General features: G+C 72.3%; 23 protein-coding genes. 10 read left to right on the plus strand and 13 right to left on the minus strand.

The window, feature by feature from the left end; translation table 11 throughout:
* Positions 1-99 precede the first annotated feature (99 nt).
* On the plus strand, positions 100-468 hold the full coding sequence (locus ACFHWT_RS15715; protein WP_416595343.1) for a hypothetical protein: 369 nt from the start codon (positions 100-102) through the stop codon (positions 466-468).
* A 14-nt stretch (positions 469-482) separates the two neighbouring features.
* Here ACFHWT_RS15715 and ACFHWT_RS15720 read toward each other — a convergent pair whose 3' ends face one another.
* A complete protein-coding gene (locus ACFHWT_RS15720; RefSeq protein ID WP_416595344.1) occupies positions 483-3,002 on the minus strand; it encodes a DEAD/DEAH box helicase in 2,520 nt (839 codons plus the stop codon).
* A gap of 53 nt (positions 3,003-3,055) precedes the next feature.
* Positions 3,056-3,739 (minus strand): tRNA (guanosine(46)-N7)-methyltransferase TrmB, encoded by a 684-nt coding sequence (gene trmB / locus ACFHWT_RS15725; protein ID WP_416595345.1) that lies wholly within the window; start codon positions 3,737-3,739, stop codon positions 3,056-3,058.
* 115 nt (positions 3,740-3,854) lie between these two features.
* Between trmB and ACFHWT_RS15730 the strand changes: the two genes are divergently transcribed.
* From ACFHWT_RS15730 to gndA, 3 genes are all read left to right on the plus strand, one after another.
* The gene (locus ACFHWT_RS15730) at positions 3,855-4,352 is read left to right on the plus strand and encodes a hypothetical protein (protein WP_416595346.1); all 498 of its coding nucleotides are present in this window, start codon (positions 3,855-3,857) and stop codon (positions 4,350-4,352) included.
* Positions 4,353-4,382: 30 nt separating this feature from the next.
* Positions 4,383-5,000, plus strand: coding sequence for a class F sortase (locus tag ACFHWT_RS15735; protein WP_416595347.1), 618 nt, complete (start codon positions 4,383-4,385; stop codon positions 4,998-5,000).
* Positions 5,001-5,211: 211 nt separating this feature from the next.
* Entirely contained in the window at positions 5,212-6,645 is a 1,434-nt protein-coding gene (gene gndA / locus ACFHWT_RS15740; protein WP_416595348.1) for an NADP-dependent phosphogluconate dehydrogenase, read from the plus strand.
* 106 nt (positions 6,646-6,751) lie between these two features.
* Here gndA and ACFHWT_RS15745 read toward each other — a convergent pair whose 3' ends face one another.
* A complete protein-coding gene (locus ACFHWT_RS15745) occupies positions 6,752-7,519 on the minus strand; it encodes an exodeoxyribonuclease III (RefSeq protein ID WP_416595349.1) in 768 nt (255 codons plus the stop codon).
* Positions 7,520-7,594: 75 nt separating this feature from the next.
* The gene (locus tag ACFHWT_RS15750; protein ID WP_416595350.1) at positions 7,595-8,512 is read right to left on the minus strand and encodes a proteasome assembly chaperone family protein; all 918 of its coding nucleotides are present in this window, start codon (positions 8,510-8,512) and stop codon (positions 7,595-7,597) included.
* A 436-nt stretch (positions 8,513-8,948) separates the two neighbouring features.
* Between ACFHWT_RS15750 and ACFHWT_RS15755 the strand changes: the two genes are divergently transcribed.
* Positions 8,949-9,905, plus strand: a complete 957-nt coding sequence (locus ACFHWT_RS15755) for a hypothetical protein (RefSeq protein WP_416595351.1) — start codon at positions 8,949-8,951, stop codon at positions 9,903-9,905.
* A 92-nt stretch (positions 9,906-9,997) separates the two neighbouring features.
* On the opposite strand, the gene ACFHWT_RS15760 is transcribed toward ACFHWT_RS15755, so the two are convergent.
* From ACFHWT_RS15760 to ACFHWT_RS15785, 6 genes are read right to left on the minus strand one after another with little or no spacing between them, the layout of a single operon-like run.
* The gene (locus ACFHWT_RS15760) at positions 9,998-10,855 is read right to left on the minus strand and encodes a GDSL-type esterase/lipase family protein (protein ID WP_416595352.1); all 858 of its coding nucleotides are present in this window, start codon (positions 10,853-10,855) and stop codon (positions 9,998-10,000) included.
* A 38-nt stretch (positions 10,856-10,893) separates the two neighbouring features.
* Positions 10,894-11,862 carry an NAD-dependent epimerase/dehydratase family protein gene (locus tag ACFHWT_RS15765; RefSeq protein WP_416595353.1) on the minus strand — a complete coding sequence of 323 codons (969 nt, stop codon included), beginning with the start codon at positions 11,860-11,862 and terminating at the stop codon, positions 10,894-10,896.
* A complete protein-coding gene (locus ACFHWT_RS15770; RefSeq protein ID WP_416595354.1) occupies positions 11,859-12,992 on the minus strand; it encodes a cytochrome P450 in 1,134 nt (377 codons plus the stop codon). Before ACFHWT_RS15770 ends, ACFHWT_RS15765 begins: the two co-directional genes overlap by 4 nt.
* Positions 12,985-14,451 (minus strand): class I adenylate-forming enzyme family protein, encoded by a 1,467-nt coding sequence (locus ACFHWT_RS15775; protein ID WP_416595355.1) that lies wholly within the window; start codon positions 14,449-14,451, stop codon positions 12,985-12,987. The genes ACFHWT_RS15770 and ACFHWT_RS15775 overlap by 8 nt, the downstream gene beginning before the upstream one ends.
* 25 nt (positions 14,452-14,476) lie before the next feature.
* Positions 14,477-15,265: a glycosyltransferase family 2 protein gene (locus ACFHWT_RS15780; protein ID WP_416595356.1), complete on the minus strand. Its 789-nt coding sequence runs from the start codon at positions 15,263-15,265 to the stop codon at positions 14,477-14,479.
* Positions 15,262-16,290 carry a 3-oxoacyl-ACP synthase III family protein gene (locus ACFHWT_RS15785; protein ID WP_416595357.1) on the minus strand — a complete coding sequence of 343 codons (1,029 nt, stop codon included), beginning with the start codon at positions 16,288-16,290 and terminating at the stop codon, positions 15,262-15,264. The genes ACFHWT_RS15780 and ACFHWT_RS15785 overlap by 4 nt, the downstream gene beginning before the upstream one ends.
* A 121-nt stretch (positions 16,291-16,411) precedes the next feature.
* On the opposite strand from ACFHWT_RS15785, the gene ACFHWT_RS15790 reads away from it, so the two are divergent.
* The 4 genes from ACFHWT_RS15790 to ACFHWT_RS15805 all read left to right on the plus strand — a co-directional run bounded on the left by ACFHWT_RS15790 (position 16,412) and on the right by ACFHWT_RS15805 (position 19,413).
* Entirely contained in the window at positions 16,412-16,678 is a 267-nt protein-coding gene (locus ACFHWT_RS15790; protein ID WP_416595358.1) for a hypothetical protein, read from the plus strand.
* 302 nt (positions 16,679-16,980) lie between these two features.
* Complete coding sequence (tuf, locus tag ACFHWT_RS15795; RefSeq protein ID WP_416595359.1) at positions 16,981-18,168, plus strand: elongation factor Tu; 1,188 nt, start codon at positions 16,981-16,983, stop codon at positions 18,166-18,168.
* Between the two features lie 168 nt (positions 18,169-18,336).
* The gene (locus ACFHWT_RS15800; protein WP_416595360.1) at positions 18,337-18,951 is read left to right on the plus strand and encodes an ATP-dependent Clp protease proteolytic subunit; all 615 of its coding nucleotides are present in this window, start codon (positions 18,337-18,339) and stop codon (positions 18,949-18,951) included.
* Positions 18,952-18,978: 27 nt separating this feature from the next.
* On the plus strand, positions 18,979-19,413 hold the full coding sequence (locus tag ACFHWT_RS15805) for a helix-turn-helix domain-containing protein (protein WP_416595361.1): 435 nt from the start codon (positions 18,979-18,981) through the stop codon (positions 19,411-19,413).
* On the opposite strand, the gene ACFHWT_RS15810 is transcribed toward ACFHWT_RS15805, so the two are convergent.
* Positions 19,391-22,447 (minus strand): glycoside hydrolase family 9 protein, encoded by a 3,057-nt coding sequence (locus tag ACFHWT_RS15810; RefSeq protein ID WP_416595362.1) that lies wholly within the window; start codon positions 22,445-22,447, stop codon positions 19,391-19,393. The two genes, ACFHWT_RS15805 and ACFHWT_RS15810, sit on opposite strands and share 23 nt — an antisense overlap.
* A 311-nt stretch (positions 22,448-22,758) precedes the next feature.
* On the opposite strand from ACFHWT_RS15810, the gene ACFHWT_RS15815 reads away from it, so the two are divergent.
* A complete protein-coding gene (locus tag ACFHWT_RS15815) occupies positions 22,759-23,502 on the plus strand; it encodes a PP2C family protein-serine/threonine phosphatase (RefSeq protein WP_416595363.1) in 744 nt (247 codons plus the stop codon).
* 123 nt (positions 23,503-23,625) lie between these two features.
* Here ACFHWT_RS15815 and ACFHWT_RS15820 read toward each other — a convergent pair whose 3' ends face one another.
* The gene (locus ACFHWT_RS15820; protein ID WP_416595431.1) at positions 23,626-24,417 is read right to left on the minus strand and encodes a SigB/SigF/SigG family RNA polymerase sigma factor; all 792 of its coding nucleotides are present in this window, start codon (positions 24,415-24,417) and stop codon (positions 23,626-23,628) included.
* 302 nt (positions 24,418-24,719) lie between these two features.
* On the minus strand, positions 24,720-24,956 hold the full coding sequence (locus tag ACFHWT_RS15825) for a hypothetical protein (RefSeq protein ID WP_416595364.1): 237 nt from the start codon (positions 24,954-24,956) through the stop codon (positions 24,720-24,722).
* Between the last annotated feature and the right edge of the window lie 540 nt (positions 24,957-25,496).

Consider the following 25,496-nt stretch of genomic DNA (forward strand, 5'->3'; position numbering starts at 1 on the left):
CTCGGTCGCCGACCATCTTCCGCTGGTCGGTCCGAACAGTCCAGGGTGGAAGCAAGTGAGGCCCGCTCAGGGCGACAATTCCACCCAGGAGGAACGGAAATGCGAAACGACGGCATCGGCGGAACGCCGCGCCTGGCCCGGTACACCTCGATCGGTACGCCGCCGCGCGGCCGACTGACCGGGCCGAACCCGAACCGCTCGCCGTCGGCGCGCCGCAGCACGACCGAGTCGGTCGTGCTCCGGGCCCGCGACATCGTCACCACCCACCTGCCGAGCCGCGTCGGCGAATGCCGGGTGTGCGGCGCTGCGGCCATGTGCGAACCGTTCGCCAAGGCGATCGCGGTCCTGGACCGCTGGGATCCGGTCCGGGCCCGCCGGGTCAGGTCGGTGCTGGAGTACGCCGGCCTGTGGCCGGACAGCCACCTGCCGGCGGCTGCGCGGGAAACCGACGACGGCAGTCAGACCTGACCGACGACGGACGGTCAGAGCTGACCGACGGCGGTGACGTGCAGCACCGCGCTGCCCGCCTCGTCCGAGGCGGCGAGGTCCACCTCGGCGCTGATCCCCCAGTCGTGGTCCTCGGCCGGGTCGGCGAAGATCTGCCGGACCAGCCAACGCTCCCGCTCCTGCGTGATCAGCAGCAGCGCCGGTCCACGGGCGTCCGGTCCGGTGCCGATCTCGTCGTACTCGTCGAAGTAGGGCTCCAGCGCGTCGGCCCAGGCGTCGGCGTCCCAGCCGGAGTCGGCGTCCAGCTCGCCGAGCTCGTCGTAGCGGCGCAACGCGGCCAGCTCCACCCGGCGGAACAGCGCGTTGCGGACCAGCACCCGGAACGCCCGCGGGTTGCCGGTGACCGCCGGTGGCCGGTCGTCGGCGACCACGGCGGCCTCGGGGTCGTCGGTCGGGTTGCGTAGCCGCTCCCACTCGTCGATCAGGCTGGAGTCGACCTGGCGGACCAGCTCGCCCAGCCACTCGATGAGGTCGATCAGCTCCTCGGTCTTGGCGTCGTCGGGCACCGTCTGGCGCAGCGCCCGGTACGCGTCGGCCAGGTACCGCAGCACCAGGCCTTCCGACCGGGACAGCCCGTAGAAGTTGACGTACTCGACGAAGGTCATCGCCCGCTCGTACAGGTCGCGGACCACCGACTTGGGCGCCAGCTCGTAGTCGGCCACCCACGGATGCCCCTGCCGGTACGTCTCGTACGCCATCTCCAGCAGCTCGGCCAGCGGCTTCGGGTGGGTGACCTCGTCGAGCAGTTCCAGGCGGGCCTCGTACTCGATGCCGTCGGCCTTCATCTGCGCGACCGCCTCGCCGCGGGCCTTGTGCTGCTGCGCGGAGAGGATCTGCCGGGGGTCGTCCAGCGTCGCCTCGATGATCGACAGCACGTCGAGCGGGTACGTCGGCGACTCCACGTCGAGCAGTTCGATCGCGGCCAGCGCGAACGGCGACAGCGGCTGGTTGAGTGCGAAGTCGAGTTGCAGGTCCACGGTGAGCCGGACCCGGCGGCCCTCGGCGTCCGGCTCGGGCAACTGCTCGACCACCCCGCCGGCCCGCAGCGCCCGGTAGATGGCGATCGCCCGGCGGATGTGCCGGCGCTGCGCCGCCCGGTCCTCGTGGTTGTCGGTCAGCAGATGGCGCATCGCGGCGAACGCGTCGCCGGGTCGGCTGATCACGTTGAGCAGCATCGCGTGGCTGACCCGGAAGCTGGAGGTCAACGGCTCCGGCTCGGCCTCGACCAGCCGTTCGAAGGTCGGTTTGCCCCAACCGATCGACCCCTCCGGCGGCTTCTTGCGGACCACCTTGCGCCGCTTCTTCGGGTCGTCGCCGGCCTTGGCGAGCGCCTTCTCGTTCTCGATGACGTGCTCCGGGGCCTGCACCACCACGGTGCCCAGGGTGTCGAACCCGGCCCGGCCGGCCCGCCCGGCGATCTGGTGGAACTCGCGGGCCTTGAGCAGCCGGGTGCGTACCCCGTCGTACTTGGACAGGCCGGTGAACAGCACCGTGCGGATCGGCACGTTGATCCCGACGCCGAGGGTGTCGGTGCCGCAGATGACCTTGAGCAGCCCGGCTTGGGCCAGGGTCTCCACCAGTCGGCGGTACTTGGGCAGCATGCCGGCGTGGTGCACCCCGATGCCGTGGCGGACCAGCCGGGACAGGGTGCGTCCGAAGCCGGAGGAGAACCGGAAGTTGCCGATCGCCGCGGCGATCGCGTCCTTCTCCGCCCGGGTGCACACGTTGATGCTCATCAGCGCCTGGGCCCGTTCCAGCGCCGCCGCCTGGGTGAAGTGGACCACGTACACCGGGGCCTGGTGGGTGCTGAGCAGCTCTTCCAGGGTCTCGTGCAGCGGTGTCGTCGCGTAGGTGAACATCAGCGGCACCGGCCGCTGCGCCGAGGAGACCACGGCGGTGGCCCGTCCGGTCCGCCGGCTCAGGTCGTCGACGAACCGGGTCACGTCGCCGAGCGTCGCCGACATCAGCACGAACTGGGCCTGCGGCAGCTCGATCAGCGGCACCTGCCACGCCCAGCCCCGGTCCGGCTCGGCGTAGAAGTGGAACTCGTCCATCACCACCTGGCCGACGTCGGCGGCGGACCCGTCGCGCAACGCCAGGTTGGCCAGGATCTCGGCGGTGCAGCAGATGATCGGCGCGTCGGCGTTGACGCTGGCGTCACCGGTGAGCATCCCCACCTCGGACGCGCCGAAGATCTCGCAGAGCGCGAAGAACTTCTCCGACACCAGCGCCTTGATCGGCGCGGTGTAGAAGGTGACCCGGTCGTCGGCCAGAGCCGCGAAGTGCGCGCCGGTGGCGACCAGGCTCTTGCCGGAGCCGGTCGGAGTGTTCAGGATGACGTTCGCCCCGGAGACGATCTCGATCAGCGCCTCGTCCTGGTGCGGGTACAGCTCCAGGCCACGGCCGGCCGCCCAGCCGGCGAACGCCTCGTAGACGGCGTCCGGGTCCGCGCCGCGCGGCAGCAGGTCGGTCAGGGTCGGGGCGGTCTGCGTCATGTCGGTCAATCCTGCCTGCCGCCGCCGGCGGCCGCCAACGTGGGTGACGCCCGTCAGCCGTCGGGCGTACCCCCGACGCGTTCGAAGACCAGGTCCAGCGCCGGTCGGCCGGCGCGGACCCCGCGCCGTTCGAACTTCGTCTCCGGCCGGTACGCCGGCCGGGGCGCGTACCCGTCGTGCAGGTTGCGCAGCTGCGGGTCAGCGGTCAGGGTGGCCAGCATCGCCTCGGCGTACGGCGCCCAGTCGGTGGCGCAGTGCAGCCGCCCGCCGGGCCGCAGCCGGGAGCGTAGCAGCGCCACGTGCTCGGGTCGGACCAGTCGCCGCTTGTGGTGGCGGGCCTTCGGCCACGGGTCGGGGAAGAACGCGTACACCGCGTCCAGGCTGCGTTCGGGCAGGCAGCGGCGGGCCAGGTCGAGGGCGTCGCCGGTGGCGACCCGGACGTTGGTCAGCGCGTGCTGTTCGATCAGCGCCAGCAGGTTCGCGATGCCCGGGGTGTGCACCTCGACGGCCAGGTAGTCGCGGTCGCGGTCGGCCGCCGCCATCGTCGCGGTGGCGTCGCCCATGCCGAAACCGATGTCGAGCACCACCGGTGCCGTCCGGCCGAACAACGCCGCCGGGTCCAGCGGCGCCGGCAGGTCGTCGACGACGGTCCGGTACGCGTCGGAGAGCCGGTCGAGCGCGTCGTGGTGTCGGCCGCTGAGCCGTCCCCGGCGCGGGTGGTAGGTGCGGATGCTCACGTGGCGACAGCCTATATCCGACACCGACTATCTCCGACACCGAGCGTGTCCGGGCTGTCATCCAGGGCTGTGTGGTGAGAGGATCCCGGCAGCGTCGCGGAGAGGATGGTGACCGATGTCCGTACGCCGTTCACTGGCCACCGCAGGGCTGGGCGTGACCCTCGCGGTCGTCGCCGGGCTGCTCGGCGCGGCCCCGGCCCGGGCCGCCGACGTGTTCGTCGATCTCAATCCGAGCACGGTGGAGTCCGGTTACCTGGTGGGCATCCGGGCCAGCTGTACCGACAACACCGCGCCGGCCACCGTCGAGTCGGACGCGTTCGGCACGGTCGAGGTGCGTCCGCAGTTCGACGAGCTCACCGCGGCGGTGACCGTGCCGGCCGAGACCGAAGCCGGCAGCTACCGGGTACGGTTGACCTGCCCGGACGACCGCTCTGCGGCCACCACGTTGTACGTGCTGGATCCGACCCGGCCCAGCCGTGGCCCGGCCACCGGATTCGGCGGCACCGCCGGTGACGACGGTGCCGACGGCCTGCTGACCGGGGTCGGTGTGGTCGCGCTGGGCGCCGGTGCGGTGCTCGGCGTACTGACCCTGCGTCGGCGCCGGTCGGTTTGACCGGGCGCGCGGCAGGGGAGGGGACGGGCCGTGGCGAAGGGCGGTGGCCGGGGCTGGACCGGGCCGGCCGCGATCGTGCTGGTGCTGGTCGGGCTCTTCGCGATCGGGTCCGGCGGCGACGGCAACTGGCGGGACATCCTGGCCGGCGGCAACAATCCGCCGCCCCGGGAGTTCCCGGTGCTGGAGCCGAGCCGGCCGATCCGGATCGCCGTCCCGTCGCTCGACATCCGCGCCCCGGTGCACTCGGTCGGGCTCGCCGACGACGGGTCGATCGCCGTACCGGCGCTGCACCGGCACAACCAGGCCGGCTGGTACGACGGAGGGCCGACTCCCGGTCAGTTCGGGCCGGCGATCATCGTCGGGCATGCCGACACCCGGGACGGGCCGTCGGTCTTCCATGATCTGGCCGATATCGAGCCGGGGGCGACCGTCGAGGTGACCCGCCGGGACCGGGTGGTGGCCGTCTTCGAGGTCAACTCGGTCGAGCACTTCGGTAAGGACGAACTGCCAGTTGAGCAGGTGTACGGCGACTACGCCCGGCCCGGCCTGCGGCTGATCACCTGCGGTGGCGAGTGGCTCGGCAACGGCATTGGGTACGCGGACAACATCGTGGTGTTCGCCTCCCTGGTGCAGACCAGGGCCAGCTGAGGCGTCAGCCGGGCCTGTGACAGCTGCCTGCGGGTCGGCGGGTGAACCGTTGCCGGACGGACGCCGTACCTCTGGTCGTGCCCGCTGCGGTCCCACTCCGGGGCGGCCCGTGCGGACGATCCTCCACCACCGCCGGCCGCCCCGGAGTGTCCCGCCATCCGGAAGGCGGAAAGATAGCCAGCACACCCAGCAGCAGCACCGAGGAGGATTCATGAGCCAGACGGCGCAGATCGGGGTCACCGGTCTGGGGGTGATGGGCCGTAACCTGGCCCGTAACCTCGCGCGGCACGGCCATGTGGTGGCGGTCCACAACCGGTCGGTCGGCCGGACCAAGGAGATGATGGCCGAGTTCGGCCACGAGGGCACCTTCCTGCCGGCGGAGAGCCCCGCCGATTTCGTGGCCTCGTTGGAACGGCCCCGCCGCGTGGTGATCATGGTCAACGCGGGTGCCGCCACCGACGCGGTGATCAACGAGTTCGCGCCCCTGCTGGAGCCGGACGACATGATCATCGACGGCGGCAACGCCCACTTCCTGGACACCCGGCGGCGGGAGGCGGAGCTGCGGGAACGCGGCCTGCACTTTGTCGGCACCGGCGTCTCCGGCGGCGAGGAGGGCGCCCTGCACGGGCCGAGCATCATGCCCGGTGGTTCGGCCGAGTCGTACGCCGCGCTCGGTCCGCTGCTGGAGGACATTTCGGCCAAGGTCGACGGCACGCCGTGCTGCGTGCGGATCGGCCCGGACGGTGCCGGCCACTTCGTCAAGATGGTCCACAACGGCATCGAGTACGCCGACATGCAGCTCATCGGTGAGGCGTACGACCTGCTGCGCCGCGCTGGCGGGCTCACCCCGGCACAGATCGCCGACGTGTTCCGCAGCTGGAACTCCGGTCGGCTCTCCTCGTACCTGATCGAGATCACCGCCGAGGTGCTCGGCCACAACGACGCCGTCACCGGCAAGCCGTTCGTTGACGTCGTGCTGGACCAGGCCGGCCAGAAGGGCACCGGCCGGTGGACCGTACAGGGTGCCCTCGACCTCGGGGTGCCGGTGAGCGGCATCTCCGAGGCGGTCTTCGCCCGGTCACTGTCCGGCCACGCCGACATCCGGGCCGCCGCCGCCGATCTGCCGGGCCCGGTGGAAAGCTGGGCCGGGTCGGCCGACGAGCTGATCGCCGACGTCGAGCAGGCGCTGTACGCGTCGAAGATCGTCGCGTACGCGCAGGGCTTCCACCAGATCCAGGCCGGCAGCGCCGAGTACGACTGGGACATCGACCTCGGCGCGGTGGCGCGGATCTGGCGCGGCGGCTGCATCATCCGGGCTGCGTTCCTGGACAAGATCCGGGCTGCCTACGACGCGGCGCCGCAGCTGCCGACGCTGCTGACCGACGGGTACTTCGCCGAGGCGCTGGCCGGTGCCCAGGCGGGCTGGCGTCGGGTGGTGGCGACCGCCGCGCAGATCGGGGTGCCGGCTCCCGGGTTCGCCTCCGCGCTGGCCTACTACGACGGACTGCGCGCGCCCCGGCTGCCGGCTGCCCTGATCCAGGGGCAGCGGGACTTCTTCGGCGCGCACACCTACCGCCGGGTCGACGCCGAGGGCAGCTTCCACGTGCTGTGGGCCGACGACCGCAGCCAGGTCGAGTCTCGCTGACCCGACCCGGCCGACTGACCCGGTCCGGCTCGCCGTGGCTGACGGAGTACGCCAGCCACGGCGACCGGCACCGGCGGCCCGGGGTCAGTGACCCGGCACCGGCGGCTCAGTCCAGGTCGACGACGACCGGGGCGTGGTCGGACGGGGTCGGGCCCTTGCGGGCGTCGCGGTCCACGAAGGCCGATCGGACCCGCCGGTTGACGGTGCCGCTGGCGTAGACCAGGTCGATCCGCATGCCCATGTTCTTCGGGAACATTCCGGCCCGGTAGTCCCAGTAGGTGTACGGGTGCGGGCCCTTCATCGGCTGCGGCACCACGTCGACCAGGCCGAGGGCGAGCAGATCGGCCAGCGCGGCCCGTTCGGCCGGGGTGACGTGGGTGGAGCCGGCGAACACCGTCGGGTCCCACACGTCCGCGTCGGTGGGCGCGACGTTGAAGTCGCCGCAGACGAGCAGATCGGTGGCGGCCTCCGCGGCGAGCGCGCGGCGCAGCCCGGCCAGCCAGTCCAGCTTGTACGTGTAGTGCGCCGAGTCGGGGCTGCGCCCGTTCGGCACGTACACCGACCAGACCCGGACCCCGGCGCAGGTCGCTGCGACGGATCTGGCCTCCGGCAGCGGAAAGCCGGGCTCGGCGTCGAACCCGGTCCGGACGTCGTCGAGCCCGACCCGGGACAGTACCGCCACGCCGTTCCAGCGTCCGTCGCCGTGCGCCGCGACCGCGTAGCCGAGGTCACCGACCTCGGCGGTCGGGAACGCGGCCGCCGCGCACTTGGTCTCCTGCAGACACACGACGTCCGGGGCGGTGTCGGCCAGCCAGCCGAGCAGCCGGTTCAGCCGGGCCTTGACCGAGTTGACGTTCCAGGTGGCGATCCGCACCCGGCCAGCGTGCCACAGCACCGACCGGCTGCACCGGACCGGGCGGATCAGCTGGGGCGGGCCGCCCTGAGCCGGTCAGCCGGGCAGGTCACCGGGTCGGGTCTGCTCGGCGAGGAAGCGCTCCAGCTCCGCGCCCAGCTCGTCGGCGGTCGGCAGCGGCCCGCTGGACTCGGCGAGCAGATTGGTGCCGGACCGACCCCGGGTGAAGCTGTCGTACTGCTCCTCCAGCGCGCTGACCAGGGATCCGGCCTCCTCGGTCTGGGCGACCTGCCGGTCGATGTCCTCCCGGACCGCCTCGGCGGCGCTGTGCAGCTGCTCGGTGGGCAGCAGCAGACCGGTGGTCCGCGAGACGGAGTTGAGCAGCAGCTCGGCGGCGGCCGGGTACTCGGCCTGGGCCACGTAGTGCGGGACGTGTACGGCGAAGCCGACCGCGTCGTGGCCCTGCTGACCGAGGCGGTACTCCAGCAGGTGTCCGGCGCTGCCCGGCACCTGGACCCGCTGCAGCCAGGGTTCGTAGCCGCTGATCAGCTCGCGCCGGCTGGCGTGTGCGGTGACCCCGGTCGGCCGGGTGTGCGGCACCGCCATCGGGATGGCGTTCAGCCCGATCGTGGTGCCGACGTTGAACCGGCGGTTCACCGCGATCGCCGCGGCGGTGAACCGTTCCCACTGCAGGTCGGGCTCGGGGCCGCCGAGTAGCAGGAACGGCGTGCCGGCGTCGTCACGCATCAGGTGGACTTCGAGCCGGGGCTCCTCGTAGTGCTCCCAGTGGTCCTCGACGAAGAGCATCACCGGTCGACGGGACCGGTAGTCGAGCAGCTGGTCGATGTCGAAGGTGGCCACGACCTCGTGCTCGAGCGAGGCGAGCAGGTGTTCACGGGCGAGTCGGGTCGCGTTGCCGGCGTCGACGAAACCCGTCATCGCCTGGATCAGCACCGGCTGACCGAGCTCGGGCACCTCGTCGACGACGTCGTAGAGCTCGTGTGGGTCGAGCACCGGGCGCAACCTCCTCAGAACGGTACGGCGAGTACGGCATCTCCAATTGCGGCAACGCTAGTCCCATGCCGGCGCATTCCGGGTTCCGGGCGTCGATCCGACACGGTGGACTACTCACAGTTCAGTAGCGGACACGACAAGTCAACCGTTGCCGGTCGGCTCTTGCCTGTCCGGGGGATGTCGCATCCGGCAGGACGGATGATGCCTGCTGGCCGGACGGGGGAGTGGTGGGGTGAGGGCGGGAGGTGATCAATTAACAGGTGATAAATGCCGTAGTAAACAGTGAAGAGCGAAATTTCGTTTACCAGCGGTTTGACGTGATCGGCCGGCCGTGCTGACCCTGCTGAGGGATCGTCCGATTACTCGGCGAGAGAGTGTGGCACCCATCACAAAATTACCCTAGGTAATCGGGGTTTGGCCTGCCTAGCCTCGTCGAATGCCTGACGACGACACCACAAGGAGCGAGGACACCACCCTGAGTCGCGATGACCGTTCGGCCGATGTCCCCTCGGACAGCACGTCGACCGGTGCGACCCGGGCCATCGCCCGGTGGGAGCGCCTTCGCAACCGGCTACCCGCCCTGCCGTACCCGAATTCCGCCCGGCCAACCTTTCAATCGCTCGGAACCACCCTGCGTAACCGTCCTGGTGCCCGGACGGCGCTGGCCGCCGCCGTCGTCTGCGCCCTCGGCGTGGTCGCGGCGGTCGAATCGACCGCCGAGGCGCCGGAGCCGACCGGGCCGGCTCCGGCCGCCGCCGAGGCCGACCTGCAGCGCCGGGCCGACGCGGCTGACGGTGCGTCCCGGGCCCAGCGTCCCGAGCCCGGTAACGGGGATCCGGCTGCTGCCGCGGCAGCCCAGGCCGCTGAGGCCACTGAACCGGCACCGACCGACCCGGACGTCGCCGCGGCGGAGGCCACCGAGCCCGCCCCGGAACCGACCTCGACCACCGTCGCCCCGGTCGCCGGGCTGTCCCAGGTGCAGATGGACAACGCCACGGCCATCGTCGACGCCGGCCTGGCGTTGCAGCTGCCGCGCCGGGCGATGGTGATCGCGGTGGCCACCGCGATGCAGGAGTCGACCCTGCTCAACCGGGCCAGCGAGGTGCTGCCGGAGTCCAAGAACTACCCGCACCAGGGCACCGGCTGGGACCACGACTCGGTCGGGCTGTTCCAGCAGCGCACCAGCACCGGCTGGGGAGCGGTGGCCGACCTGATGAACCCGACCTACTCGGCGACCCAGTTCTATCTCGCCCTGCAGCGGGTGGCCGGCTGGGAGCAGTTGCCGTTGACCGTCGCCGCCCAGGCGGTGCAGGTCTCGGCGTACCCGGGGCACTACGCCAAGCACGAGGCCGCCGCCGACGCCGTCGTCACCGCGGTCCTCGCGGCCCGCTGAGTACCGTTTGACCCGTTTCGCCTGTCCCGTCCCACTGACCGACCGGAACACCGGTCCCGACCTTCGACGTCGTACGCCGCCAGCGGCCCTGGTCACCCGGCCAGGCCGCTGGCGGCGTACGCCACCTCGGCCAGCAGGTTCTGTCCGTCGGTGTCCGGGTGGAAGTAGTCCAGCCGGTTCAGCTGGTCCACGGTGAACCGGGTGTCGTGCACCGCTCCGTCGTCGAACCGGCACCGGTCGCCGTACGCCCGGCAGGCGCCGGCCAGCTCCCGGTTGTACGCCGCGACCCGGTCGCGCACCGCCGCCCGGCGCTGTGTCGCGGCCTCGTCGGTCGCCGTCGCGTCGGCCAGCAGCGACGGGCACACGCCACGGTCCCAGGCCCGCACCACCCGTTCCTCGCCGTGCCCGATCTCCCACAGCCGGTACAGGTCGGGGATGCTCAACACCAGGACCTGCGCCTGCGGCAGCCCGTCGCCCAGCACCCGCAGAGCCCGGTCGACGTCGTCACGGAACGCCGCCGCCGGGGTCATGTCCTGCGGTGTCGCCCGGCACGCGTCGTTCGCGCCGATCAGCACCGTCACGTACTGGGCCGAGACGTCCACCGCCGACGCGGCCTGGTCGGCCAGCGCCGCCGCCCGCGCCCCCGGCACCGAGAAGTCGTGCTCCTGCCCGCTCATCGCCGGATTGACCTCGGCGATCCGCTGGTAGAGGCTATCCACCCGGAAACCGTCGCCGGTGGACCACGAGTTGCGCCGGCAACTGGTCAGCAGGACGCAGGATCCGTACCCGGCGGTGATCGAGTCGCCGAGCGCGGCCATCGACGACGGCAGGTCGGTGCTCGGTGGCGGGGGCGAGGTCGCGCCCGGCTCGCCGCCGTCCTCGCCGGCTTCGCAGGCCAGCGCCACTAGGGCGCAGACGGCGGCGGCACCGGCCACCCAACGTCGGTGCATCCGGACCTCCAACGAGACGGAAAGCGACGGTGAGGTAACTATATGCGTCGGCGTGGATCTGGCGACAGCCACCGGGCCGCACCGGTCGACAGCTCCGCCAGAAAATCGGGCAGGGACCGCCGGGGCACCCACCCCTGGCGGTACGCCCGACCCAGATCCAGCACCGTGCCGAACGCCAACTGCTCCACCGCGTACCTCGTCAGTCGGCCGGTGCCCGGCAGCCCCAGCCGGGCCGCGCCGCCGGCCAGCGCCGCCGCGCCCAGCGCCACCGGCACCGGCACCCGCAGCGGCCGCGCCGGCCGCCCGGCCGCCGCCAGCACCCCGGTGACCACGGTGTCTCGTGAGTACGGTGCCGCATCGGCCACGTTGTACGGTCCCGGTGGCCAGTGCAGCGCCGCCAGGCAGGCGTCGGCCAGGTTCTCCACCGCCGTCAGGCTCATCGCCACGTCCGGGCCGGGCACCGGCACCCGACCCCGCCGGACCGCAGCCAGCAGCCGGGGCAGCAGATGCGGGTCGCCGGGCCCGTAGACCGCGCGGGGACGCAGCACCACCGCGCCGGCCGCCAGCGCCAGCCGCTCCCCGTCGGCCTTGGTCCGCCCGTACCCGGTGCGCTGGCCGTCGGTCGGGTGATCCTCCCGGATCGCGGCGCGGTGCCCACCCGGCCGGTAGACGCTGGCGCTGCTCACCCAGACCACCGGCCGGTCGGCCGCCACTCGCAGCAGCCGGGCCGTGCCCGCCACGTTCACCGCGTGGTACGTGGCCTCTGCCGCCGCGCCCGGCAGCGGATCCCCGACCGCCGCCGCCAGATGTACGACGGCGTCGACGCCCCGCAGGTCCGGCAGCTCCCGGGCGGCGTCCCACGGCACGTGCCGGCCCACTGGGCCGGGTCGGCGGCCCACCGCCACCACCTCGGCGCCGGCTGCGGCGGCGGCCCGCGCCACCGCCGACCCGCAGAAGCCGCTGGCCCCGGTCACCGCTACCCGCAGCCCGGCCAGTCGGGTGTTCACCGGGTCGCCCGGACCGTCAGCCGGGCCCAGCCCGGCAGCGCCGACCGCCGGTCCACCCGCGCGCCGGTGACCACCGGCCGGTACGGCGCCAGCGCGGCGAGCACGTCGTCGAGCTGGGCGTGGGCCAGCCGGGCACCCGGGCAGTGGTGGGGGCCGGTGCCGAACACCAGATGCCCGACCGCCGCCGGCACCGGCGCGCCCGGATCCGGGTGCGGCGCACCAGCGCGGGCCGCGTACCGGGCGACCAGCAGCAGCCGGTCGCCGGGCCGCAGCCGGGTACCGGCCCGCAGCGGCCGGGTGTCGGCCAGTTCGGCGGTACCGGCCACCACCCGGGGCAGCACCGGGCTCGGCGCGGTCACCCGCAGCAGCTCCGCCACCAGCGCCGCCCGCGAATCGGCACGGTCCGCCGCCGGCCACAGCCGATCGTCGGCGCACCAGGCGACAGCCCGGGGGATCGCCGCCACCGTCGTGTTGATCGAGGCGACGGCCAGCATGCCGGCTCGGGCTGCCTCGTCCGCCGGCCCGCCGAGCAGCCGGGTCAGCTCGGCGGCGGCCGACGCGGTGGCGGCGCGGTCCCGGCGTGCCCGGCCCGGCCAGCGCAGCCCGGGCAGATGCCCCCGGGCGGCGAGCGCCGCCGCGGACCGGGCCGCTGCCGTCAATGCGTGCGCCGGCACCGACACGTCCAGCATCGCGGCGGTGCTCGCCCCGGACAGCTCGGCCACCAGGCCGACGACATCCACCTCGGCCCCGTCGCCCAGTGGTGCCAGCCGCCGCCGCAGCACGTCCAACCAGACCGGCCGCAGCCGGGCGACCCCGTCGGCGCTGAACACCGACGCGGCATCCCGGCGGGTCCGCCGGTGCCCGGCGCCGTCCTGGTCGAACAGGAACCCGTCGCCGCCGGTGGCCCGGCGCGCCGCCCCGGCGGTGGTCCGCTCGGCCGAGCGGTCCAACGGAACCCGACGCAGCGCGTCGGCGAACGGCACCGCGTCGTGCACCAGCACGATGCGGCCGATCCGGCGCACCGGCACCCGTCGGGTCGCCGCCAACAGGGCGAACAACACCGGGTGGCTGCCCAGGTAGACCCGTCGGTCCCGGCGGCGGCCCCGCCGGGCCGGGCGCGGCTCAACCATCGCCGGTCATCCGCGCCGCGACCTGTGCCGCCGCCCGCCGGTCCGGCTTACGGGACCGCCCGGCCAGCGGAACCCGGGCGAACACCACCCGGTCCGGGCGGGCCGACCCCATCCGGTCCAGCACCGGCCGCAGCGCGGCCCGCAGCCGGGCCCGGTCGGCACCCGGCTCCGGCTGCACCACTGCTACCAGCTGCTCGTCACCGTCGTCGGCCGGCACGCCGACCAGCACCGCCAGCGTCACCCCGGGTACGTGCAGCGCCGGCTCGTACAGCCCCGGGTAGATGTTCTCCGCCGCCCGCAGCACCATGTCCTTGCACCGGCCGGCGAGCACCAGTCGATCGCCGTCGAGCCGGCCGACGTCGCCGGTGGCCACCTCGGTCATCGGCGGTTCACCGAGGTACCGGTCCGCCTGCCCCGCACCGGACAGCCACACCTGCCCGGTGTCGTCGACCCGGGCGGACACCCCGGGCAGCGGCCGGCCCACCAGGTCCCCGTCGGCGGCGTACCCGCGCTTTTCGGCCTCCTCCACGGCGGCGGCCGGGAACAGCTCGGTCAACGCGTACACCCCGTACGCCCGGTCCGCGCCGGCCCGCTTGACCCGGCCCAGCAGGGCGCTGCTGACCGGGGCCGAACCGCTGAACACCTGCCCGGTCAGTCGGGGCGAGTGATTGAGCACCGCGCGCAGCTGCGGCGGTGTCAGGTAGGTCGCCTGCGGCCGCAGCCGGGTCAGCTGCCGGGCCAGCAGCGCCGGCGACCGGGCCGGCAACGCCACCGGCGCGCCGGCTGCCAACGCCGGCACCAGCACGAAGAACGTGCCGCCCAGCACCGGTGCGTCGGGCTGCGGCCCGACCAGCCCGGTCACCGCCCGCATCCCGGCGGACAACCCGGACCGGGTGTGCACCACCGCCCGGGGCCGGCTGGTCGTCCCCGAGGTGAACACGATCACCGCGTCGCCGTCGCCGTCGAACGCCGCCGGCGGCGGGCCGGCCCCCGGCGGCAGCGCCGGCGCGCAGCCCGGCAACCGGCGGCCGACCGTACGGACCGGGGCGATCCGCGTCAGGTCCGGCAACGCCAGGTGCGCGCGGCGGGCCAGCGGGCCGGCCCAACCGGCCACCGCCTGCGCCGCCGCGTCGGCCAGCACCAACGCCGGCTCGGCCACGGCGAGCCGGGCGGTCAGCACATCCGGGCCGGCCGTCGGGTCCAGCACCGCCACCCGCACCCCCAGGTGGTACGCGGCCAGCAGCACCGCCAGCGACCGGGGGCCCGGGCGTACCGCCAGACCGAGGGTGTCCCCGGCGGAGAGCCCGTGCCGGGCCAGCGCGGCGGTGTACCGGTCGGTGAGCTTGGTCAGGTCACCGGTGGTGGCCCGGACCCGGGACCGGCCGGTCAACGCCGTGGCGGTCAGCACCGCCGGTCGGTGCGGGTCGGCGCGCAGCACCGTGGCGAGTTGATCCAACATCAGCGGTCCCGCTCCCGGTCGGCGCTCATCGGGGATCCTCGGTCACCGGGCCGGCACCCCGGTCCAGGTACCAGGCGGCGGTGCGGCGCAGGCCGTACGCCCGCAGCCGCCGGGTCGAGTTCTCCACCACCATGTCCCTGCGGTGGGCGATCGCCGACGTGGTGCGGCGTACCCGGTTGAGGAAGGCACGGTCGGTCGGTGACGGCCGGCGCGGCATGCCGCCGCACGCCTGGTACAGCTCGGCGGTGACCGCCATGTTGTTGCCGGCGTGCATTCGGTACGGCGCCAGGTAGCCGCCGGTGCGCCGGTGCGCCGGGCGCAGCCGCCCGAACGTCGCGGCGAGCAGCACCAGCACCCGGAACCCGGCCCGGCCGACCGGGCCGTGTTCGTCGCGGCGGGCCCGGATCGCCCCGCAGACCAGCTCGGCCCCGCCGGCCAGGCCGGCACGTGCCGCCGCCACCCAGCCGGGCCGCGGCAGACAGTCCGCGTCGGTACGGGCCAGCCACTTGGCGCCGTGCGCGATCGCGTACCGGAAACCGGTGTCGACCGCGGCACCCACTCCTTTCTGTGGTTCCCGCAGCAGCCGGACCGGAAACGGCGCCTGGGTCGCGAAGTCCTCGACCACTGCGGCGGTGCCGTCGGTGGAGCCGTTGTCGACCACCACCAGGGTGAAGTCCCGGTCGGTCTGGTCGTCCAGCGCGGCCAACGTCGCCCCGATCCGGGCCTGCTCCTGGTACGCCGGCACCACCACCCACAGCGGCCCGGTGCCGGCCGCCGCCCGTGCGGCGGGTGGTTGCTCGACCGCCCGGGTCACGGTTTCTCCCAGACCATCGTCATCACGCTGACCCCGCCACCCAGGCCGATCGCCAGCACTCGGTCACCGCTGCGCAGCCCGGCGTCGACCCGGGCCAGCTGCACGCCGAGCGTGGCGCTGGCCAGGTTGCCCAGCTCGTCGACGGTGACCTCCAGCTTCTCCTTCGGCACCCCGGTGACCTCGATGAAGCGTTCCAGATACGGCACGCTCACCTGGTGCACCAGGACGCGTTCGTAGTCGACCCAGTCCCAGCCGGTGCGCCGCCGGACCCGATCGAGGATGTCGGTGCCGATCCGTTCGAAGACCGACCGCAACGCGTGCCCGTCGCCGTGGAAGTAGGTGTGCTCGTCACCGCGCGGGTGGCGGGAGCCGCCGCCGAAGATGCCGCCGACCGACCAGTGCCCGGACCGGGTCTCGGTGTCGACGTCGACGATCCCACCGCGCCGGACCGGCTCGACCAGCACCGCCGCCCCGCCGTCGCCGAACGTGTAGCCGGCGAACGACGACCGGGCCTGCGCCATGCTGTCCAGCCGGTGACGCATCACCCGGGTCGGCGTCTCGCCAGTGACCACCAGCGCCCGCCGCGCCCGTCCGGCGACGATCATCGAACGGGCCAGGTCGATGCCGTTGATGAAGCTGTTGCAGGCGTTGCTGACGTCGACCGCGTGCGCCGAGCCGCCCAGCTCGGCCTGGACGATGTGCGCGGTCGCCGGCTCGACCATGTCCCGGCTGGCCGAGGCGAACACCAGCAGGTCGACGTCGTCGCAGGTGCGCCCGGCGGCGTCGAGCGCCCGCCGGGCGGCCCGCACCGCGAACGTCGAGGCGTACTCGTCGTCGGCGGCGACCCGGCGCTGTCCGATTCCGGTCATGGTGGTGAACAGTCCGGGTGGCAGTACGACGTCGCTGGCGGCGGCGACGCGGTCCTGCAGTTCGGCGGTGGTGAGGGTACGGTCGGGCAGGCTGACGCCGACCCCGGTGATGCCGACCCGGGAGACGGGCCACTCCGGTCGCGACGAAACGTTCATCGGTTCAGCTTCCTGCCGGACCGGGCCGGTCCGGATGAGTAGGGGTGCTCAGCCCGACCTGGTGGCGGGCCGGCGTCGGTGGCGAGGTTACGGACCGGTGCCTGCCGGGTACAGCCCGGGGATGGCCACGAAGTCGCAGCCCAAGAGGGCCCGGGGTACCGTCGGTCACGCGTACAGCGCGTTGAATCTGCGGCTGGCGATGGCCGGCTTCGGACTGGTCTTCTGCACCGTGCTCGGTGCGCTCGCCTGGCGGGCCGACCTGACCGCCGGCGCGATCATTCTGTGGGTGCTGGCCGTGATCGCCGTGGTCGACCTGGTCGTCGTCCAGCGCCGCCGCCGGGCCCGCCGACGGGAGCGACCGGGCGTACGGCACTCGCTGTTCGAGTGAGCCGGAATTCGGTGGCCCCGCCCGGCGTTGCCGGCTAGCGTGACCGCCATGTTCGGCACCGTCGGCGCTGTATGGCCCGCAGGTCTTCACCTGCCGGGCGCCGCCGTCGTGTGCGCATGGCTGGCTGATACCCGAGGCTGACCCTCCTCCCGCTGCGGCAGAACCATGGAGGAGGGTGGCCCGGTCCTCCGGCGCTGCCCGTCGACGGGTGCGTCGGGCGGCGTGGTTCTGACGCGTCGGCGGTCTGGCACCCGCGCGCGTTTCGTCGTCCGCCAATTCGTTACCCACCCCGGAAGATCATCATGGCCAAGAGTCAGTTCGTGCGGGCGAAGCCGCACCTCAACATCGGCACCATGGGCCACGTCGACCACGGCAAGACCACCCTGACCGCCGCGATCACCAAGGTTCTCGCCGACCGCGACCCGGCGGCCAACCGGTTCGTCTCCTTCGACGGAATCGACCGGGCGCCGGAGGAGGTCTCGCGGGGCATCACCATCAACATCTCGCACGTCGAGTACGAGACCGCGACCCGGCACTACGCCCACGTGGACATGCCCGGCCACGCCGACTTCGTGAAGAACATGATCACGGGGGCGGCGCAGGTGGACGGGGCGATCCTGGTCGTCTCCGCGCTCGACGGGGCGATGCCGCAGACCCGCGAGCACGTGCTGCTGGCCCGCCGGGTCGGGGTGCCGTACCTGGTGGTGGCGATGAACAAGGCCGACGCGGTCGACGACCCGGAGCTGCTCGACCTGGTCGAGCTCGAGGTCCGCGACCTCGTCACCGAGTACGGGTTCCCCGGCGAGCAGGTGCCGGTGGTACGGGTGTCGGCGCTGCGGGCGCTCGAGGGGGACCCGCACTGGGTGGGCTCCATTGTGGAGCTGCTCGACGCCGTCGACCGGTACGTCCCGGTGCCACCCCGCGAGTTGGGCGAGCCGTTCCTGATGCCGATCGAGAACGTGCTGACCATCTCCGGTCGGGGCACCGTGGTGACCGGCGCGGTCGAGCGGGGCACCCTGCGGCTCGGCGACCCGGTGGAGGTGGTCGGACTCGGTCCGACCCTGTCGACCGTGGCGACCGGGCTGGAGACGTTCGGCAAGTCGCTGGACACCGCCGAGGCCGGCGACAACGCCGCCGTACTGCTGCGCGGGATCAAGCGGGACCAGGTGCAGCGGGGTCAGGTGGTGGCGGTGCCCGGCAGCGTCGCCGGGCACCAACGGTTCCGGGCCCGGCTGTACGTGTTGACCACCGCTGAGGGTGGCCGGCACACGCCGTTCTTCGCGAACTACCGGCCGCAGTTCTACTTCCGTACCACGGACGTGGTCGGGTCGGTGCGGCTCGCCGACGGCACGATGGCCATGCCAGGCGACACCGTCGAGGTGACGGTGGAGCTGGGCAAGCCGGTCGCGATGGACGTCGGGCTCGGTTTCGCGGTCCGCGAGGGCGGCCGTACGGTGGCCGCCGGCACGGTGGCCGAACTGCTCGACTGAGATCTGGGTACGGCCCTTCGGTCCAACCGAAGGGCCGTACCCACAGTGGATGCCCGCCGACGGCTTTCTGCTCACAGCAGATCTCCTGTCAGCAGAAAGGGCAGCGGTCCGGTCCGCCGCCGGTCGATGCTGGTAGCCATCATCACCGTGATCGAGAGGGCGTCACAGATGCGGCACACCAGTCCCGCGATGGCTGCGGACGGCGCGACCACCGGCTTCGGCGACCAGGTCTTCCAACAACTGCTCAAGGAGCGGGTGATCTTTCTCGGCACCCAGGTCGACGACACCTCGGCCAACACGATCTGTGCGCAGATGCTGCTGCTGGCGGCCGAGGACAGCGAGCGCGACATATTCCTCTACATAAATTCGCCGGGTGGCGTGATCAGCGCCGGCATGGCCGTCTACGACACGATGCACTACGTTGGAAACGACGTGGCGACCGTCGGCCTCGGTCTCGCCGGGTCGATGGGTCAGTTCCTGCTCTGCGCCGGTGCGCCCGGCAAGCGGTACGCCCTGCCGCACACCCGGATCATGATGCACCAGCTGTCCGGCGGGATGGGTGGCACCGCCGCCGACATCGCCATCCAGGCCGAGAACATGCTGCACATCAAGCGGACGACGATCGAGCGGATCGCGTTCCACACCGGGCGCACCCGCGAGGAGATCGAGCGGGACTCCGACCGGGACCGGTGGTTCACCGCCGAGCAGGCCCGCGAGTACGGCATCATCGACCATGTGATCGCCACCACGGCGCAGCTGTCCACCGGTGGCGCCTCCAGCTGACCGGGCGAGCCTGGACGGAGACTTTCGATGCTGCTGCGACAGGTCATCGGGCGGGTGTTGCGTCGGCTCCGGCAGGACCAGGGCCGCACCCTGCAGGACGTCGCCCGAGCCGCAGGCCTGTCCACGGCGTACCTGTCCGAGCTGGAGCGCGGACGCAAGGAACCGTCCTCGGAGATGTTGGCGTCGATCTGCCGGGCGCTCGGCGTCGCGCTGGAGGAGCTGCTGGCGCAGGCGATGCAGGAGCTGACCCGCAGCCGTCCGATGGCCACTGTCCGCTGGCGACGATCCGTCCGGCCCTCGGGCGGCTCTCCGTCGGCCACCCGAGGGCGACGGGGACGGGCGGGTCCGTCCGCCGGCCGGCCCGGCGAGCGGCGGGCCAGCCGACTGGTGGCCGACCCGCCGCTCACGGCGCAGCGGCGGGCCAGCCACCAGCACATGATCAGGAGCAGGCCACCCCGTTGACGGTGATCAGCTCCGGTGCCGGGTTGGCCCCGCCGGCGGTGGTGGCGTTCAGCCCGAACATCGCCGTCTCGCCGGGCTCCAGCCGGCCGTTGTAGGTTTCGTTGCGGGCCGTCACCGTCGCCCCGCTCTGACTGACCTCGGCCATCCACGCCTCCCGGAGCCGCTGGTCACCGGTGAACGCGAAGCGGACCGTCCAGCCGTCGACCGTGGCGTCCCCGGTGTTGGTGATGTCGACCTGGGCGGTGAAGCCTCCGCCGCCCGCCCACTCGCCGTAGTTGACGTACTCGGCCCGGCAGCTCAACGGCGCCGGTGCCGGCGCCGCGTCGCCCTGGTCGGCCAGGAAGGAGGCGATCCAGCTCAACGCCGAGTTCCAGTTGATCGCCACCTCGTTCGTCGCGTACGACTCGATGTCGTCGACGTAGCAAAACATCGGGGCGCAGCCTTCCAGCAGGTCCCTGGCGAACGGGTCGTCCAGGTTGGCATTGGCGCCGCCGGCGATCGACCCGGCCGGCGGGATCGGCAGGTCCGGGTCGAGCTGGTTGCCGAAGATCCGGCTGTGCTGGTTGCGCGGGTAGACCGTGCCCCAGCCGGTGACGTAGGAGTGGTTCAGCGCGTTGCGGCCGAAGATGTAGTCCATCGCCTGCACGGCACCGTCGCGGTAACCGGTGTCCCCGGTCATGTCGTACGCCGTGGCGAGCACCACCGCGTTGTTGATGATGTTGCTGTTGGCACCCCAGAAGTAGGCGCCCCGGTTGCCCGGCATCGGCAGGCCGTACGCCTGGTCGGCCAGGGTGGCGAGGTAGGAGTCGGCGGCGGCCACCACCGAGGCGCGGATCCGGTCCCGGTCCTGCGGGGCGAGCCCGTTCGGCACAGTGGCCAGGTCGAGCCGGCCGAGCGCGGCGGTGGAGCCCCAGCCAAAGCCGGTCGCGTCGAAGACGTCCCGGGTGTGGTGCGGCGAGGCGGTGACGTCGTCGAGGTAGCTCTGCTCGCCGGTGGTCAGGTACATCTCGGCCGCCGCCCAGTAGAACTCGTCGCTGACGTCACCGTCGCTGTAGGCGCCACCACCGTTGCCGTCGGCCGGGTCGGCGAGCCGGTCCGGGTTGGCCTTGGCCGCCGCGTACGCGGTCGTCGCCGCGGTCCGGCACTGGTCGGCGAACGCGGTGTCGTACGGGGCGTACAGCCGGGCGCACTGAGCGGTGACGGCGGCCAGGTTCAGCGTGGCCGCGGTGGACGGCGGGTGCAGCTCCCGCAGCTGCGGGTCGTCCTCCGGCTGCAGCGGCAGGCCGGTCCAGTTCCGGTCGTGGATCTTGTGGTGCGCCATCCCGGCGAGCGGTTCACCGGCCGGCACCTGCATCCGCATCAGGAACTCGAGCTCCCAGCGGGCCTCGTCGAGGATGTCCGGCACGCCGTTGTCCCGCTCGGGCACCCGCAAGGTTCCGTCGTCGAGCCCGGCCCCGCCGTCGGCGCTCGGCGCGGTCTTGGTCCGCTCGAACGCGCTGAGCAGCTGGTAGGTGGCGATGCCGCCGTTGACCACGTACTTGCCGTGGTCGCCGGCGTCGTACCAGCCGCCGCGTACGTCCAGCCGGTAGTCGCAGACGCCGGGCTGGCACGGTACGTCGATGTCGCCCTGGTTGGGCGCGACGCCGACGTGGCCGGCCGGGCGGGCGTACTTCTCGCCGACCAGGTCCCCGTCGATGGCGATGCCGCTGCGCTGGATGTAGAAGAACTGCAGCGCGTCGGAGCGCAGCTGCTGGTAGATGTCGCCGGAGATGGCGAACGGGTAGCTGGTCTCGCCGTCTGCGACCAGGGTGAATCCGGTGCCGGTGCCCCGGTACGCGGAGAAGTCGACGCTGTGCGTCTGCTCACCGGAGGCACTGTCCAGCCCGCGTACGGTGCTGGTGCCGCTGGCGACGACGGCCCCGTCGGCGTCGTGCAGCTGCCAGTCGAGCGGCTCGGTGGCGTCGGTGACGACGGTGGCGTTCTTGGGCCCGCCGGGTAGGTAGCCGACCTGGTTGACCCGTACCCGTGGGCCGGTGTCCGGTACGTACGGCGGCTCCTCCTCGCCACCGCGCAGCGAGACGTCGTCCAGGCAGAAGGTGTACTCGTCGGCGTTGCCACCGACCTGGAAGGCGAGCTGGGCCCGTTCGGTGTCCTCGCTGGCGACGAAGGTCGCCTCGACCCGCGACGGCTCGGCGGTCAGTGCCAGGTCGCGGCCGAAATATCCGGTGTACGGGTCGGCGCCGAGCTGGACTACCGCCCGTACCGCGGCGGCCGGTTCGGCAGACACCGTGAAGCCGATGGCGTACTCCTCGCCGGCGATCAGCGGCAGCCCTTCCTGCAGGATGCCGGCGTCCCACGGGTTGGCCAGCCCGGTCGGGACGGTGGCGCAGAGCCGTCCCTCGACCACCCCGGTGCCGGTGGTGCCGTAGCTGATCCAGCTGTCGGTGCCGTTGCTGAAGTCGCCGTTGGTGATCTGCTCCGGCCCGCCGGGTGGGGGACCGGAGCTGTCGTCGCTGAGCAGCGAGACGTCGTCCAGGCAGAGGGTGTAGTCGGCGGCGCCGCCGCCGAGTTGGAAGGTGAGGGTGCCGTCGGGTGAGTCGAGGTTGGCGGTGAAGTCGTAGGTGAACATCTCGGCGTCCGGCCCGAGGTCGAGCTCGCGGCTGAGCACGGTGGTGTACGGCTCCGTGTTGAGCTGGACGTTGGCCCGTACGGTCGCGGGAACGTCGCTGGCGGCTGTGAAGACCAGGCGGTACGCGGCACCGTCGATGAGTTCGATGCCGTTGTGTCCGATGCTGGCGTCCCACGGGTTGGTGGTGCCGCCGGGCACGCTGGCGCACAGTTGGCCGTCGGTGGCGGCCAGGGCGACGTTCTCGGTGCCCCACCAGGGGGCTGTTCCGTCGTCGAAGGTGCCGTTGACGATATGTTCGCGTTCCTCGGCGTACGCCGTCGTCACGGTCAGGGTGGTCAACGCCAGGACGCTGGCACTGGTGCCGGCGAGCAGCGCGACCGTCCGGCGTCGTCTGGATCGGGTCACGGGGTTCCTTCCGCGCGTGGGTCGGACTGCCTGGCCGGGGCAGCCGATGGTCGGACCTGACGTCGGTCCTCCCGAACCGCACCGGAGGCAGGATTGGGAGCGCTCCCATTGATCCTAGACGATGTTGCCAGGGCGTTACCGGAGTGTCAATCACGTCATGCGCGACGGGTTGCGCGACCGGCGCTAGGCGTCTGACATGCGGCATTTATTAGCTTATGTCCAATGGTCGGACCCGATTCTCCATGATCTTTAACATCTGCATGCTGATCTACTAGAGACATTTCGGCCCTGTTCCTGGCAGGCTGCCAGCCATGACCCTGAAGCTGCGTTCCGCGGCGGTGACCGACCGCGGCCTGATCCGGAGCGGGAACCAGGACTCCGTGCACGCCGGCGACTGGCTCGTCGCCGTCGCCGACGGCATGGGCGGGATGGCCGCCGGGGATCTGGCGAGCAAGATCGCGATCGAGGCGATCGCCCCGCTGGATGCGGCCGTCGCGGACGATGAACTGGTACCGAGGCTGCAGGCGGCGGTCGCAACCGCCAGCGCCGGGATCCGTCAGGCGATAGCCGAGGACCAGGCGCGGGAGGGGATGGGAACGACGCTGACCGCCCTGCTGTTCGCCGGGTCCGGCGCGGCGATCGCGCTGGCGCACATCGGCGACTCGCGGGCGTACCTGCTGCGGGGCGGCGCCCTGGAGCAGGTCACCCGGGACGACACGTTCGTGCAGATGCTGGTCGACGAGGGCGTCATCACTGCGGAGCAGGCTGCCAGCCATCCGCGTCGGGCGGTGGTCACCCAGGCGCTGCAGGGGGAGAACGTCAACCCCGCCTACCAGGTCTTCGAGCCGCAGACCGGCGACCGTTGGCTGCTGTGCAGCGACGGGCTGTCGAACGTGGTACGGGCGGAGAGCATCGCCGAGGTCCTGGCCACCTACGCGGACCCGCAGGCGGGCGCGCAGCGGCTGGTCGACCTGGCGATCCGGGCCGGTGGACCGGACAACATCACCGTGGTCATCGGCGACATCACCGAGGTCACCGGCGACATCGCCGGGTAACGACAGCCGAGATGCCGTCAGCGGCCGGCCCGGGAGGTCGGGGCCGGCCGCTGACGCTGAGAAGCCATGGGCGCGGGGCGCGAACGGCGGCCGGGCAACGGCCTGACCCACCGATCGGCCCGATCAGTACGTCGACTGCAACTGCCCGCGGAGCTTGGTCAGCGCCCTGGCGAGCAGCCGCGACACGTGCATCTGGGACACGCCGATCTGATCGGCGATCTGCGACTGGGTCAGGTTGCCGTAGAAGCGCAGGGTGAGGATGCGCTGCTCGCGTTCGTCGAGGGTGGCCAGCGCCGGGCCGAGCGCGACCCGCAGCTCCGCCAGCTCGTACTCGCGGTCCTCGGCACCGAGCATGTCGGCCAACTCGGTGGCGCGCTCGCCGTCGCCGGTCGGCGTGGACAGCGACACCGCGTTGTACGCGCGGGCACCTTCCAGGCCCTCGAGCACCTCCTCCTCGGTGATTCGCAAATGTGCGGCGATGTCGGCGACCGTCGGCGACCGGCCCAGCGTCTGCAGCAGGGTGCTGTTCGCCTCCGAGATGCTCAGCCGTAGCTCCTGCAGCCGGCGGGGCACCCGGATGTCCCAAGTCCGGTCCCGGAAGTGCCGCTTCAGTTCACCGATGATCGTCGGGATCGCGTAGCCGGCGAAGTCGACGCCGCGCGCGGGGTCGAACTTGTCGATGGCCTTGATCAGGCCGACGGCCGCGGTCTGAGCGAGGTCGTCGGTCGGCTCACCCCGGCCGCTGTAGCGCTGGGCGAGGTGCTGGGCCAGCGGAAGCCACGCCTCGATGGCCCGGTCACGCAGCGCCTCCCGGGACGGGTGCCCGGTCGGCAGCGCCGCCATCGCGGCCAGCAGCTCGGTCGCGCTGTCCTCCGGCGCGGTCGTCTGCCGGTCCAGTATGGCCGGAGCGGTCACCGCTCGGTCCACTGTCACCGTCCGGCCCACTGTATTCGGCTCAGCAACTGTCGTCGTCTCGGCCACCGTGCGGTGTCCGGTCAGCGTCGCGGTCATGGCGGTCCTCCCTGCACCTCGTCCGCGGATATGGAAAGTGGTGCGCTTTGATGCGTCCGCTAGGGTCTTTCGGCCTCCAACACTAACCCGGTCGGTCAATCAAAAGCTAGCCGAAAGTACGATGTATTTATCGCCCGTAATTCAACAAGTCGGACATTTCACCGACGGTGAGCACCGTCTCCGGTCGTCGGTTACCCCGTCCGCGGTCAATGAAGCGTCACCAGCGCCTCATGATCGTCGACCGGTAGGTCGCCCGGGGCGACCGCGAAGACGGACATCCCGGTCAGCGCCGACACGCCGTCGAGGGCGGTCGCGGAGGCGACATCCGCCGCGTCCCGGCCGGTCGCGATCCGCACCATGCTGGGCCGGGGCGCCAGCCGGGTCGGGTCCCAGACGTACCACTGGTCACCGACGGCGGCCTCGGCGACCAGATGGACGTCCATCGGAGCCAGGCCGGGTGCGTAGACCGCGACCAGCGCTCCAGTTGGCTGGCCGCCGACCCGACCGCGGCCGGGGCCGGGTCCGACTCCGGGCGCGGCGGCGTGGTGGTCGCGCGGTACGACACCGTGAGATCTCCGACCGGTGCCCGTACCAGATGCTGACGGCCGCCCGTCGGCCAGCTTCCGTCGATCTCCGTCACGGCAACGTCGTCGCCGTCCGCGGTACCCGCCACCAATCGCGGCGGCGGTGCCGGTCGGTACGCCGTGACCTGCAGTGCCAGTGTGGCTGCCGCTTCGATGTGGTAGCTGAGCCGGCAGCCGATCTCTCCTGCCGCGGGAGTCGCCCTCTGGTAACCCATCGCCCATTGGCACCCGCTGGACGCAATCGTCGCACCGGCTGCCGGGAGCGACCCCGGTCACTTCCGGGCAGATGGTTGAACCCTTGATCAAAGCGTACGCTGCAAGCGGTGACCCGGTCGGGGTCGGTGACACCGTTCATCCATCCCACCTACCGGCAGAGCCACGTGCACCGCAGTTTGGAAT

Origin of the sequence: Micromonospora sp. LOL_021 (genome assembly GCF_048060215.1) — a bacterium.
Classification (GTDB): Bacteria; Actinomycetota; Actinomycetes; order Mycobacteriales; family Micromonosporaceae; genus Micromonospora_E.